This is a genomic window from Labilibaculum antarcticum, assembly GCF_002356295.1.
GTDB classification, from domain to species: domain Bacteria; phylum Bacteroidota; class Bacteroidia; order Bacteroidales; family Marinifilaceae; genus Labilibaculum; species Labilibaculum antarcticum.
This window is the reverse complement of sequence record NZ_AP018042.1, coordinates 5,609,291-5,623,747: the sequence shown is the minus strand read 5'-3', so window position 1 is coordinate 5,623,747 and position 14,457 is coordinate 5,609,291. Positions and strand designations below refer to the sequence as shown.

11 protein-coding genes are annotated in these 14,457 nt (G+C 33.7%); 7 read left to right on the top strand and 4 right to left on the bottom strand.

The features are described from left to right. Positions 1-940 precede the first annotated feature (940 nt). From ALGA_RS22375 to acs, 3 genes are all read right to left on the bottom strand, one after another. Positions 941-1,687, bottom strand: a complete 747-nt coding sequence (locus ALGA_RS22375) for a helix-turn-helix domain-containing protein (RefSeq protein WP_096433166.1) — start codon at positions 1,685-1,687, stop codon at positions 941-943. A gap of 473 nt (positions 1,688-2,160) precedes the next feature. Continuing rightward, on the bottom strand, positions 2,161-2,793 hold the full coding sequence (locus ALGA_RS22370; protein ID WP_096433164.1) for a toxin-antitoxin system YwqK family antitoxin: 633 nt from the start codon (positions 2,791-2,793) through the stop codon (positions 2,161-2,163). Between the two features lie 540 nt (positions 2,794-3,333). Next, positions 3,334-5,247 carry an acetate--CoA ligase gene (gene acs / locus ALGA_RS22365; RefSeq protein WP_096433162.1) on the bottom strand — a complete coding sequence of 638 codons (1,914 nt, stop codon included), beginning with the start codon at positions 5,245-5,247 and terminating at the stop codon, positions 3,334-3,336. A 212-nt stretch (positions 5,248-5,459) separates the two neighbouring features. Here acs and ALGA_RS22360 point away from each other — a divergent pair, with 212 nt between their 5' ends. The 5 genes from ALGA_RS22360 (at position 5,460) to ALGA_RS22340 (ending at position 9,540) form a co-directional block, all read left to right on the top strand. Next, positions 5,460-5,708: a hypothetical protein gene (locus ALGA_RS22360; RefSeq protein WP_096433160.1), complete on the top strand. Its 249-nt coding sequence runs from the start codon at positions 5,460-5,462 to the stop codon at positions 5,706-5,708. 190 nt (positions 5,709-5,898) lie between these two features. Further along, a complete protein-coding gene (locus ALGA_RS22355; RefSeq protein WP_096433158.1) occupies positions 5,899-7,305 on the top strand; it encodes a type III PLP-dependent enzyme domain-containing protein in 1,407 nt (468 codons plus the stop codon). Continuing rightward, positions 7,305-8,159, top strand: coding sequence for an agmatinase (gene speB, locus ALGA_RS22350; RefSeq protein ID WP_096433156.1), 855 nt, complete (start codon positions 7,305-7,307; stop codon positions 8,157-8,159). Before ALGA_RS22355 ends, speB begins: the two co-directional genes overlap by 1 nt. Continuing rightward, on the top strand, positions 8,149-9,126 hold the full coding sequence (locus tag ALGA_RS22345) for a deoxyhypusine synthase family protein (protein ID WP_162845517.1): 978 nt from the start codon (positions 8,149-8,151) through the stop codon (positions 9,124-9,126). The genes speB and ALGA_RS22345 overlap by 11 nt, the downstream gene beginning before the upstream one ends. Positions 9,127-9,174: 48 nt before the next feature. Then, positions 9,175-9,540, top strand: a complete 366-nt coding sequence (locus ALGA_RS22340) for a hypothetical protein (protein ID WP_096433152.1) — start codon at positions 9,175-9,177, stop codon at positions 9,538-9,540. A 560-nt stretch (positions 9,541-10,100) separates the two neighbouring features. On the opposite strand, the gene ALGA_RS22335 is transcribed toward ALGA_RS22340, so the two are convergent. Then, positions 10,101-12,584, bottom strand: a complete 2,484-nt coding sequence (locus ALGA_RS22335; protein ID WP_096433150.1) for a CoA-disulfide reductase — start codon at positions 12,582-12,584, stop codon at positions 10,101-10,103. Positions 12,585-12,916: 332 nt separating this feature from the next. Here ALGA_RS22335 and ALGA_RS22330 point away from each other — a divergent pair, with 332 nt between their 5' ends. Together ALGA_RS22330 and ALGA_RS22325 are read left to right on the top strand one after the other, a co-directional pair. Continuing rightward, the gene (locus tag ALGA_RS22330; RefSeq protein ID WP_096433148.1) at positions 12,917-13,513 is read left to right on the top strand and encodes an ATP-binding cassette domain-containing protein; all 597 of its coding nucleotides are present in this window, start codon (positions 12,917-12,919) and stop codon (positions 13,511-13,513) included. Next, the gene (locus ALGA_RS22325) at positions 13,510-14,301 is read left to right on the top strand and encodes an ABC transporter permease (RefSeq protein ID WP_096433146.1); all 792 of its coding nucleotides are present in this window, start codon (positions 13,510-13,512) and stop codon (positions 14,299-14,301) included. Before ALGA_RS22330 ends, ALGA_RS22325 begins: the two co-directional genes overlap by 4 nt. The last annotated feature ends 156 nt before the right edge of the window (positions 14,302-14,457 follow it).

The following is a 14,457-nucleotide window of genomic DNA, read 5'->3' as shown; positions in this document are numbered from 1 at the left end:
TGTTTGTCAGTGGCTGTTATAGTGTCTAAAAATCACGTTAATCAATTGTAAAATAAACAGTAAGGGCCATGATATCGTTCGGGGAGATTGTCGAATTTGTTTGTGAAATAGAAGTTGTTGCTTAATGTTTTATTTTGACTGTCAAGTTCGGGTTTAGTGGATGGTGTGGTTTTGTTGTGAGACGAAAATAAAGCCTGTACAAAAATTGTGGATTGACTGTTGTGCGGATAGGATATCGTATGAGGTTTACATGCTCGATCCAACAGAATTCGTGATGTAAAGGACCTAGTGAATTCATATCAAATTAGCTCTCAATTTAAAGCTGGTTATATGAAGACTCATAATTTATAAAAAAGTAATTATTTTTTTTTGCCAAAAGATTTCCTTTTTGGTACCGTTCAATTTTAGAAATGTCGCCATTACTTTTATAGACAGTAACTTTTCATCCAAAATCCCATTCTTGAATGTAAGAATCAAGTCGTTTAGGAAACACACCAACTTGACCTTAATTGCATTCTTTGAGATTAGGCTTTTTACATATGAAGGTGCTGGTAATTAGTAAGTTGTATGAGCTGGAGTGGATTTGTTTTCTTGATTGTTAGATGATTGTGTAAACAAAAAAGAGTATCCTTTTTTAGACCTAATCTTTTAGAAATACAATAATTAATTAAATTGTAGTTCCATCTAATACATAAAACAGAAATAAATAGATAAGAGAAATTATTAGGAATAGGTGTCCGCCTTAAAATAAATAGTAATTGTTTAAAACTTTTCGTTTAGAGTTTAAATCTGAATAAAACTTATCCAGACTTTAATTTATATTGTACTAATTGATGCAGATCATTGTAAATCTAACGCTTGAAAAATTAATTGAGATTCAAGCTGGCTTAATATATACTCAGTAAAATTGATATTGAAAGTCTTGGGCTATATAAGGAACCTAAAAAAATCCATATTTACCAGCTAAAAAAGAAAGACTGGCTGTGTTTTTTACATCCAATTTTTGAATGATATTTTTGCGATGTTTTTCAGAGGTGTAATTACTGATGCTAAGTTGATTTGCAATTTTCTTATCGGTAAATCCTTTTACAATAAGGCCCAAAATTTCTTTTTCCCGTTTCGATAAAGATTTAAGCTTTTGAAAATCTTCATGATCATTATAACATGAATTATCCCTTATCGATTCCATTAGGGGATAATGATTTAAAATGCGACTAAGATCGAATTGAATTCCAATTTTAAACTGTTTTTTATTAAGAGTACAGTTTTTTGGACTAATTAATGAAAAATAAAAATGATTCCAACTTTGGTCTTTTTCTCTGAAACGTAAGGTGTTAGAAAACGGAGCAATATCATTTTTCAGGGCGTTTTTTACTCCTTTACTTATTAGGTAGTTTATGTCTTTCGGATGAATTTTTCGGTAAATTAGGTCTTTCAATATAGGATTTAGCAAATATTCTTTTTTTAAACCATTTAGAGTTAAGAAATTTTGGTTTCCCCACAGTATTGTTTCCATTTCTAAATCGAGAAGAAACAATCCGGCACCAAAAAAATTAACCGTTGAATTTAATAAGGGGTCTGAATCAATTTTATATCTAAGGGATCCATCTATGGAAGAAACACTAATGTCTGCATTTTCTAGTAATTCTTTTAGATTGTCATCCGTACGCTTTGGTATTTCATACATTTTTTTAATTTTAGGGTAGTTCGTGGAGTATTCTGTTATCCTTAAAAGTGTTTGCGAAAATAAAAATAATTCAAAACAAACAATAAAACTAACATGTTTAAGTTAGCTAAAAGTAGAGTGATGAAAAAAGAAAATCAATTACAAATTACTTTAATTGATGAGCTAATGCTATTATTAGATGGGGGAATGATTTTTCTCCATCAATTATCTTTCCTAGCAATGAGATTTTTGTTTTATAGATGTTTTTATTTTTTTAAGATCTTATAATCTGCAATTTAGAACAGTACAGTCTCTTTTGTTTCTAACAAATACAGAGGGTTTGAGTCTGAGGATTGAATGCAGGTAGAGGAGTGCATGCTCGATGCAACAGAATTAGTGATGTAAAGGACCTTAAATAAAGTAGTAAATTCGTATCAAATTAGTTTTCAATTTAAAGCTGATTATATGAGTCCATCGAGTTTTAAAATGAGTAATTATTGCTTTTTATATTTGGCCAAAATATTTCCTTTTCGGTATCGTTCAATTTTTGAAATTTCGCCATTACTTTTATAGACGGTAACTTTTCCATCCAAAATCCCATTCTTGAATGTAAGAATCATTCTTTTAGTCCCGTTTTGGTCATAAATCGACCATGGACCGTTTTCCAGTTCGTCTTTATAATTTCCTTCCCGTAAAATTTGACCATTTTCATAAAAATATTGCCAAATTCCTTCTGACAATCCCATCAGGTAATTACCATGTTGTTTTAGTTGACCATTTTGATAATTCACTTTCCAAATTCCATGTCGTTTCCCTTGTTTGTATTTACCTTCTCTATGAGTGTTGCCATCTTTGAAAAAACTTAACCAGAGTCCATCTTTATGATTCAAATTAAATCTGCCAATTTTACGTAGTTGACGATTAGTGTAGTATTCTTTGAACCAGCCTGAAATAATGCCATTCTCATAAAAGCATGATTCTTCTAATACTCCATTCGGATGAAACAACTTACACTCACCATGTAAAACATTTCCTTTGTATTGATAATCTTTATGGATTTGTCCATCCGGAAAAAATAATTGATGAAAACCAGTTTCCCGTTCTTTCTTCTTGTCTGATATTATCATATAAGCTCTGTATTATACCTCTTAACTGTTCTCAATAATTACAATTGATTGAGATTGTTTGGTGAAGCAGCTGGTTTTTTAGATACAGGTTGTAAGGTGAATGATCAATAATAAAATGCATGGTGGTTGCAAGCAAGTTAAAGTAAGCCTATTAGTATGCCTAATGCATTTGTAAATTATTTATCAAAGAATCAAATTGACTGACTAAACATCATTTTCTAATTGATAGTTTGTGTTTTTGATGGTATTGTCACATGGTTTTTTTATCCGTAAAAGGATATTTTATATGTTTTTAATTGGCGAAAATTCATTTAGCTTGTTCTGATATGTTAATGTGACTCACGTGTTAATTGCTTAAATTTATAATGTATTGTTAATTAAAGGTTGATTTGTAATTGCCTTTGTAATTATATTCTGTGTTTTATTTAATTTGCAGGATTTCAAGTGAAATGATGGGTAAAAATAAAAATGGAGAATTCAATATGTGAATCCTCCATTTTTCTATTCCAAAAGTTTTGTTTTTTCTTGCAAAACTTGTGTTTACTCCTTTACGTCCTCTATGGCTCCTTTTATTATTTCTTCAACAACCGATGTGTCGAGTAGGGTGGAAATATCTCCAAAATTGGAGTAGTCTCCCTCAGCTATTTTTCGAAGTATCCGTCGCATTATCTTGCCCGATCGCGTTTTAGGTAAGCTTCTAACCAATTGTATTCTATCCGGTTTAGCAATTGGGCCAATAATTTTGGTAACCCCTTTTCTGATACTGGTTTTAATACCTTCTTCACCACCGGTAGAAAGCTCTCCGCAAACAACAAAAGCATAAATTCCTTGTCCTTTAATATCGTGTGGAAAACCAACAACAGCACTTTCATTTACCAGTGGGTGTTCGTTAATAGCATTTTCCACTTCGGCAGTTCCCATTCTGTGTCCGGATACATTTATAACATCGTCAACACGCCCCAAAATTCGGTAATAGCCATCTTCATCTCGTTTTACTCCATCGCCTGAGAAGTACAGATTCTTGTAGGTACTGAAATAGGTTTTTTTGAATCGCTCATGATCACCCCAAATTGTTCGAAGCATTCCCGGCCATGGATATTTAATGCACAAATTTCCTTCTACACTCTTTCCGGATAATTCTTTTCCTTCGGCATCAACAATTACGGGTTGAATACCAGGAAGCGGTAAGGTTGCAAATGAAGGTTTTGTGGGAATAATTCCTGCAATTGGGCTAATTGCAATTCCACCAGTTTCTGTTTGCCACCAGGTATCAACAATTGGGCATCGATTTTTTCCAACATGATCGTGATACCAGTGCCAGGCTTCTTCATTTATGGGTTCTCCAACTGTCCCAAGCACTTTTAAGCAAGAAAGATCTTTATTCTCAACATATCCCTGTCCCTTCGACATTAATGAACGAATGGCCGTAGGAGCGGTATAGAACTGGGCAACATCATATTTATTTACGATGTCCCAATATCTGCCTGGATCAGGATAAGTTGGTATCCCTTCGAACATTATTGTTGTGGCTCCATTTAATAAAGGCCCGTAAACAATATAAGAGTGCCCGGTAATCCAACCAATATCAGCAGAACAAAAATAAATGTCTCCGTCGCTGTACTGGAAAACATTTTTAAACGTATATGCGGTGTAAACCATATATCCACCACAAGTGTGAACAATTCCTTTTGGTTTATCAGTCGACCCGGATGTATATAAAATGAATAATATATCCTCGGCATCCATTGTTTCGGCATTATGTTCCTCTTCTGCATTAGCCATGCATTCGTGCCACCACAAATCCATTTTATCATTAAAAGTAATTTCTGAATTAGTCCGTTGAACTACAATTACATTTTTTACCGTAGGGCAAGTTTCTACTGCTTCATCCACAATCTCCTTAATCGGGATGATTTTATTTCCTCTGTAGCCACCATCAGATGTAATTACCATCTTAGCTTTGGCATCAATTATTCTATCGGCAAGGGAATTGGCCGAGAAACCCGCAAATACGATGGAGTGGATGGCACCAATTCGTGCACAAGCCAACATGGCAATGGCCAATTCAGGAATCATAGGCATGTAGAAAGCGATTCTATCACCCTTTTTAATTCCATACTGAAGCAGAACATTGGAAAACTTCTTAACCTCCAGAAATAGCTCATTATAAGTCAATACTCTATTCTCATCATTTGGATCATTAGGCTCCCAAATTATTGCTGGTTGATTTCCGCGAGTGAAAAGATGTCGTTCAAAAATATTTTCGGTAATGTTCATTTTCCCATTGATGAACCAATTAATTTTAGGTTCTGAAAAATTCCAATCCAATATTGTATCCCATTTTTTTCTCCAAAAGAAACTTTCAGCAATTCGACTCCAAAATTCTTCTGGTTTTGCGACACTCTTTTGATATTCATGAATATATCCACCAAGAGTACTAATCTTATCTATCATTTGGTATTATATTTGGTTCATAGTTTTAATCTAGATATCTTAATATATGAAATTCTAAATTCATAGCCAATTAAATAATGTGAGCCTTTTTTTAGTTGAAAATCAGCAATCGAAATAGTATTTGTTTAAATTGTTATTTTACTATATTACCAGTGAATTTAAAAAGGCTCTTGATGGATGGAGTTGTAAGATTGTAATAAAAAGAAATGTAAATGAATAAGAAAAGAATTGCAATTATTATTCTGGCGCTGATTCTAATTGTATCAGTTGCTAGTGTGTTAGTAATAAACGGTTATCCTGATTTAACTGCTGATTGGTCGGATCAATTAACATATGTTCGAAAACAATATATTAAAGTGGTTGGCTTTTTAAGTGTTATGGGTTTAGTTTATATAGCCGTTGAAGGAATGAAAACGACTAAGCTCGAGGAACAGGATGGAGAGAACAAAATTGAGGAATGAATTTGCGATTATGATGGAATCTTTGAAAGGAACGAACTGTTTGATCTTGTAGTTATTAAGTCAAATTTGAAAAAAAAATAAGTGCTTGAGTGGCTTTTTTTTTTTGGATGGGTATTTTTAATTAAAAAAATGATTTTATTTGCACAACAACGCAGTTAAAAATCAGCAAAAATATTTTATGATTACGTAAATGAAAAACACTTATTTTGATTTGATTGAGCAGAGCTATTATTTCCCTCAGGAAGGCTTTGACTTACGAGATAACAACCTAACTTTTCAAGGTATTTCGATGAAATATCTTATTGAAAAATATGGTACTCCATTTCGATTTTTTTACCTTCCTAAAATCGGAGACCAAATTAAAAAGGCCAGGAATCTTTTCAATAAAGCGATTAAAAAAAACAATTACGAGGGGAAGTACCACTATTGTTATTGTACAAAATGCAATCACTTTGCCCATGTAGTTGGCGAAGCTTTAAAGCACAATGTTAATCTTGAGACTTCTTCCCCTTTTGATATTGATCTGATTCTAAATCTTTACAGAGATAAAAAAATCGATTTGAACAGAATAATTGTTCACAACGGATACAAAACGGATGATTATTTGAGAAAGATCCTGAATATGCAGGAGATTGGATTTAAAAATAGCATCATCATTTTTGATAGTGTACAAGAATTGGACCGACTGGAAATATTAGCACAGGATAGGGTTGTGAAAGTTGGTTTGCGAATGGCTATTAATGAGGAATCTCAATCTGCCTACTATACTTCCAGAATGGGAATTCGCAGTAACGAAATTATAAACTTTTATCACGATAGAATTAAGAACAATCCTAAGTTTGAGCTTAAAATGCTGCACTTTTTTGTTGATTCTGGAATTAAGGATAGTTTATATTACTGGGGTGAATTTCAGAAGGCCCTTAAGGTTTATGCTGAATTAAAAAAGGATAGTGAAAGCTTGGATTCATTTAATTTAGGTGGAGGGTTCCCGATACGTAATCATCTGGGATTCGAGTATCAGTATGAATATCTGATTAATGAGATTATTGCTAACATTAAAGATGCCTGCACTAAAGAAGGGATTCCTGAGCCGGATATCTATACAGAATTTGGTAAGTATACGGTAGGCGAAAGTGGTGCAATCGTATTTAAAGTACTGGAACAGAAACAGCAAAATGATACTGAATCATGGTATTTAATTGATAATAGTTTGATGAATACGATTCCTGACGCTTGGTCTATTCATGAGAAATTTATTTTATTACCTATAAATAAATGGAAAAATGAATACAAGCGTGTAAATATTGGTGGAATCAGTTGTGATCATTCAGACTATTACAATTCTGAAGATCTAAATCAAGAAGTTTTACTACCGAGCTATTCTGATGATGAAAAAGAACCTTTATATATTGGTTTTTTCCATACTGGGGCATATCAGGATGCTATAAGCGGATATGGTGGCATTAAGCATTGTTTGATTCCATCTCCAAAGCATGTTATTATTGATAGAGATGAAAAAGGCAATTTTTTCGATTATGTATACCGAAATGAGCAATCTGCCGATGAAATGTTTAAACTATTAGGATATAATAAATAATGAGACGATTTGCAGGAATAGAAGAGGAGTACTGCTCCTTTGAGTATGCTGGAATTTTGCTCCAATCCATTCCCTATGATGGAACTAGTACATGGGGAAAAGGTGCAGACAAGGCATTCCCAGCATTTTTAAATGCTCTTGAAAATATGGAGCTGTACGATATTGAAACCAATTCGGAAGTTTACAAAAGAGGAGTGCATATTTTAGAAGATGTTCTTGAAAATGCATCCCCTGAGGCAATGACTGAAGAAGTGTATCGGAAAAGCAAGGAGATTTTGGAAACAGGTAAATTTCCAACATTTTTTGGTGGAGAACATTCGGTGAGTATCGGTATTATTAAAGCTCATTACGAAAAATATCCAAATTTGACTGTTTTGCAACTTGATGCTCACGCTGATTTACGTTCGGAATATGATGGTTCGAAATGCAATCATGCCTGTGCGCTTCACGATGCAGGTTATAATACCAATTTAATTCAGGTTGGAATTCGTAGTATGGATAGTTGTGAATTGCCATATTTAAATCGTGATAAATGTTTTCTTGCCGAAGATATTTATGGTAAAATAGATTGGATGGAATCTTCGATAAGTAAGATGACGGATGATGTGTATATCACCATTGATTTGGATGTTTTTGATCCTTCGATTATGCCGGCAACTGGAACACCCGAGCCTGGAGGATTAGATTGGTATACGGCAACTCGATATCTGAAAAAAGTATTCCGAACCAAAAATGTAGTTGGATTTGATATTGTGGAATTGGCACCACAAGAAGGACATAAAGCTTCAAACTTTTTAACTGCCAAATTGTATTACAAAATGCTTAGCTATAAATTCGAAAATCATGCAAAATAAAGGACCCGTTACTAAATTCATACTTGAACATTACCGTCATTTTAATTCAGCCGCTTTGGTTGATGCTGCAGTTGCTTACGAAAAGCATTTAGCGGAAGGGAAAAAGATGATGATTACTCTTGGAGGTGCTATGAGTACCGCTGAGTTGGGTCGATCACTGGCCGAAATGATTCGTCAGGATAAAGTTCATATTATTACTTGTACCGGAGCAAATCTGGAAGAAGATATCATGAACTTGGTTGCTCATTCACATTATAAAAGAGTGCCTCACTATAGAGATTTAACTCCACAAGATGAATGGGATTTATTGGAAAAAGGTTTAAATCGAGTTACGGATACTTGTATTCCTGAAGAAGAAGCTTTTAGAAGGTTACAGGAACATGTGTTTAAGATTTGGAAAGATGCTGAAGATAATGGAGAACGATTTTTCCCACACGAATTCATGTATAAGTTATTGCTTTCTGGTGTCTTAGAGCAATATTATGAAATTGATCCAAAAAACAGCTGGATGTTGGAGGCTGCTAAGAAAAATCTTCCAATAGTAGTTCCAGGTTGGGAAGATTCAACTATGGGGAATATTTTTGCATCTTATTGTTTAAAAGGAGAGTTAAAAGCGTCAACAATGAAATCAGGTATTGAGTACATGACTTGGTTGGCTGATTATTATACTAACACAGCGGGAGATCAGGGTATCGGATTTTTCCAAATTGGTGGAGGTATTGCTGGAGATTTTCCAATATGTGTGGTGCCAATGTTGTACCAAGACATGGAAAGAACGAATACACCATTTTGGTCTTATTTCTGCCAGATTTCAGATTCGACGACTAGTTATGGTTCTTACTCAGGAGCTGTTCCAAATGAGAAAATCACTTGGGGTAAGTTAGGAATTGAAACACCTAAATTTATTATTGAATCGGATGCAACAATTGTTGCGCCACTAGTTTTTGCATATCTATTAGGTTGGTAATTAAATGAAAATCATATAAATTTCCATTTTTGATAAACAAATTATTGTATGAAAAGCAGCAATAAACCGCGAGTAATCCAGAGCTACGAAAAGCTTAGTCAGGAGATACAGGAACAAATAAAATTGTATTATCCAGAGGGATATATGGATAATTTGATTGAATTCAAAAATCATAAGAATGAAATGGTAAGTGCTTTGCCATTTGAGACAGATGAAAAAATATATATGGTTCGTATGTCTATTCGTAAAGCGCAGGAACTTATTGAAGAGGATACTGATTTTGATGATGATGGAAATTTGCTGGACAGTAAAAGAGAATCATATGAAGATAAATACTCCGATTCAGATTTTTTACTATCAGAAGATGAGGAAGATGTTGCAGAAGAAGTGGACGAAGATCTGGATGACGAATAGACTAAAGTCGTTTGTTTCTGCAAGGGTTTAAATAATTTAAGAAAGCGATAAAATCAGATGTTTTGATTTTACCGCTTTTTTTTGAATTGAATGTATTCCTTTACTTCATGATTTAAAGAAATAGCAGAATTCTTTAAATATTGGGACTAAAGGTAATTCTGCTATTTCGGTCAACCACTAACCACTAGTGGTTTTTCTCTATTCCTAGAGTGAAAACCAACTTAGTTTTTTCTAATTTATTCAATTATCATGATTGAGTATAAGGTTGTTGAATAAGTTTGATGATAAATGAAAATAGATACAATCAATCTTCTTTTAAAATTAGAGAGAATGGGAGCGATATAAGACAGTTTTATTTGAGCTAATCTGCTTGAATTAGCAATACTCAAATTACAAAATTACACAAGCAATGTCCAGTAAAAGAGGAAGTTTTATCTGTAACAATGAATTGTTTAAGGAATAATAATCGGATTTAATTCATTTTAAAAAGCAATCCAAAGAATACAAAAAAAAAGGCTGTCTCTATTTCTGAGACAGCCCTTTTATATTTATAATATTTTTTAGATAAATAGGTTGATATTAGATTTTTCAGCTTCTTCAAGGTAGGCTGCTACTCCACCAATTTGAACACCTTCCAATAATTCGTCTTTATCAACACCCATTATGTCCATAGACATTTGGCAAGCGATCATTTCAACTCCATTTTCCATTGCTGTTTTTAACATGTCTTCCAGGGAATCTACTTTTTTAGACATCATTCTTTTCTTCATCATCTTGGAACCTAATCCCATCATGTTCATTTTCGAAAGCTTCAAATCGTCCGCGCTGTCCGACATCATTTTGCCAAACATTTTGCCCATTAAATCTTTTTGAACTTTTGGTTTATGAGCCTTTTTAATCACATTCAATCCCCAAAAAGTGTAGAATAGCGTTACTTTGCTTCCCATAGCAGCGGCACCATTGGCAATTACCAGAGAGGCTAAAGCCCGATCTAATTCATCAGAGAAGACAACCATTGTCTTATTTTTTGCTCCCGAACCATTTAAAGCAGAACATTGTTCTTCTTTCTTTTGTTTTTCGATAAGTGCGGAAATGATTCCTTTGTCAGATTCAACAGAAATTAGTTTGTTCCCCGTCATGTTACACCAGGATGCAACATCTTTAACAAATCCTTGATCAGTTACCTTTTGTAATAAACGATCGCCATTCTCAAGTTTATCAATTTCCTTTTTTAGCTTGATGATTGGTCCCGGGCATTGTAATCCACAAGCATCCACCTCAATGGTTTTAATTTCAGATTTAATTTCTGTTTCAGATGTTTTTGGTTTTCCTCTGTAGATATGGCCGTCCTTACCAATATAACTTGATTCAAAAATATCTTCGTTGCTTTGTTTACCGGTAGCATGTTCGTAAGTTTTGTATCCGCCACTTAAATTGTATACGTTGGTAAAACCTCTTTGCATTAATATTCTTGCTGCAAAATAACCGCGTAAACCAACTCCACAATAGATAATGATTTTTTTGTCTTTTGGAATTTCATCCAAACGATTTCTAATTTCATCAACTTCAATGTTTATTGCACCTTCAATTTGACCTAGTTCGAATTCAACAGGAGTACGAACATCTAATATGTAATTATCCGCTCCATGCAATTGGTACAATTCATCCCAATGGATAATGTTTACCAATCCTTCAATAATATTTCCCGCAGTAAAACCAGCCTGATTTACGGGATCTTTCGCAGAAGAGTAGGGTGGAGCATAAGCATGTTCAATTTCCTGCAAATCATAGATTGTTCCTCCCTTTTGAAGAACTGTTGCAATCAGATCGGTTCTTTTATCAACGCCATCATATCCTATTACTTGTGCTCCGTACAACTTACCGGTTTTGGGATCGAAAGTAATTTTTATTGTGGTAGGCATTGCTCCAGGATAATATCCCGCATGCGAACCACCATGAGTAATGTTTGATATATATGAAATACCTTCTTTTTTCAAAACTTTCTCTGCTACTCCAGTAGATCCTACAGTAAGATCAAATACTTTGGCAATAGCTGTTGCAATAGCTCCTTTGTATTTTTGTTTGTGTCCTAGAACCAGATTATTAGCTAACATTCTAGCTTGTTTATTGGCAGGACCAGCAAGGTAAGCATTGGTATATTTACCTGTAATAGGGTGAGGGAAAGCCATCGCATCTCCTAACGCATATATATATGGATCACTTGTTTGTAGGTATTCATTTACTTTAATTCCTCCGTTTGGGGCCAAATCAATACCAGCATCTTTAATCAATTTGGTCTCTGGTCTAACTCCAATGGATAAAATTACCATATCAGCTTCAACTTTTCTTCCCGATTGTAAATGAACATCTAAAAGATCTTTTGTTCTTTTGAATTCACTAACACCATCCTTCAGATAAAATTCTACAGTTTTTGTCTTTAGATGTTGATGGACTACAGCAGCCATTTCGTAATCAAGAGGCGTCATAACTTGTTCTGCCATCTCAATAATAGTAACCATCATACCTAAATGATGAAGGTTTTCAGCCATTTCCAAACCGATAAATCCAGCACCAACAACGACTGCTTTTTTAGGCTTTTTTTCGTTGATGTAAGCTTTAATTTTGTCGGTGTCTTTTACATTTCGAACTGTAAATATAGCTTCGTCTTTAATCCCTGGAATAGTTGGTTTTATTGGCTCAGCACCAGGAGAAACAATTAATTTGTCGTAAGATTCCGTATAGCTAGTATTGTTGATAAGGTCATTGATTTCAACCAACTTATTTTCTCGGTCAATTCTAACCACTTCGTTTTTAATTCTAACATCAACGTTAAGTCTTCTTTTAAAACTTTCAGGTGTTTGAAGTAAAAGATTCTCTCTTTCGGTAATTATATTTCCAACATAGTATGGCAAACCACAATTTGCATATGAAATATGTTCACCTCTTTCGAATATGATTATTTCTGCTGATTCATCCATTCTGCGCAAACGTGCAGCCGTTGTTGCTCCTCCTGCTACACCTCCAACTATTAAGTATTTTGCCATTGTATATATTCTAAAAGTTAATTTTGTTACAATCTTTATATGTAGATATCCATATATCTATGCTACAAAAGTAATATTTCATTAAAATTTAGCACTAAAGTAATTTGATTTTAAGATATGTTGTAGGACATGTTAAAACGATTGCGTTAAGGTAATGTTCAGTATGACAGTATTATATGAAGAGTTGTTTGTTGTGTTAAAAATAGTTAAGTGAGAATAATCTCATTTAAATAAAGCCCTAATTAAACATTGTTCTTATAGCTCAAAGAAATTTGATTTGCATTGTTCTCAAGTGAGATAATATTATTTTCTTTATAGTATAGATCGAGAATATGATAAAATGTGAGAAGATAAATTTAAGCTTCCCTAGGCAAGTTATTTGTGAAAACCTGAGTTTTGATGTTTTAAGAGGTGAGTCCATATGTCTTAGCGGGCCATCAGGCAAAGGCAAGTCTTCACTATTAAAAGTGTTGATGGGCTTTTTAATTCCACAATCCGGGAGGATCCAAATTGATGGTGTGGAGTTGAATAGCACCACCATAATGGCTATTCGTAATAAAATGATATGGTTGCCTCAAAATAGTAATTTGCCTGTTGATTCAGCTAATGAACTAGTCGATTTGCTGCAAATGAAACCCGAACAAGTTGAATCTTTTCAGTTGTTTCAAGATCGCTTAGGAGTTCGAGAATGTGGCGGAAACAAGAGTTTTACTGAAATTAGTGGAGGAGAGAAGCAAAGAATCGTTTTGTCTGCCTGTTTAAGTTTGGATAGGCCAATAATCCTTTTAGATGAGCCGGTTTCTGCACTGGACGATCATTCTATTGATCTTCTGTTTGCCACCTTGGATTCCTTATCAAACAAAACCATTGTTTCTACCTCGCACAATAAGAAGTGGATTAACTATTGCAACAGAACAATTGAGTTATGAAAGAAATCATTGACATAGGCATAGGAAGTTTGGCCTTTGGTTTTTTACTAATGATAATTCCAATCATTGGTTTTATCTATTTTAAAGTGAAAATTGTTAAAGAAACTCTTATTGCCTTAATTCGGATGGTAATACAACTCTCTTTAGTTGCGTTTTATTTAGAATATATTTTTGAATGGAACAATGCCTGGATTAATGTAATCTGGGTTTGTGTAATGATATTGGTTGGTACTTTTACTACAATTAAAAGGGCAGGGCTTAATTATCGTTTTTTCATCCTTCCATTTGCAATTTCAGGTTTTATAAGCATTCTGATTCTTGATACTTTTTTTCTCGGTTTTGTAATTCGTCTGGACTATATTTTTGATGCCAGATACTTCATACCTATATCGGGAATGGTTTTGGGAAATGCATTAAATCACAATATTGTTGGCATCAGTAATTATTTTACCCGTTTAACGAAAGAACAGGATTTATATTATTTTCTTCTCGTGAATGGAAATAGTAAAAAGAATTCACTGGCTCCATTTATTCGATCAGCCATAAAAAGTGGTTTAAATCCATTAATTGCTACCATGTCTGTTATTGGCTTGATATCTTTGCCAGGAATGATGACAGGTCAAATTTTAGGTGGTAGTTCTCCTATGATTGCCATTAAGTATCAGATATTAATTATGCTCGCCATATTTGTTGGTTGCTCAATAAATTTAATGCTTAGTATTCTCTTGGCAAATCGTTTTGCATTTGATTCTTTTGGACGTATTAAATCGAATTTATTTAAGAAATAGAATCTTCAATATTATAGATGAGTAGTTTTTGTTATTTGTTTAAAAATCAGCACTAAAATGTTTAACGCTAGCTAACGCAACCGTTTTCGTTATTTGAATTAATTCTAAACTTCCTGCTTTTAGTTCATTTTTATTGAATTTAAATCAAATATTGGT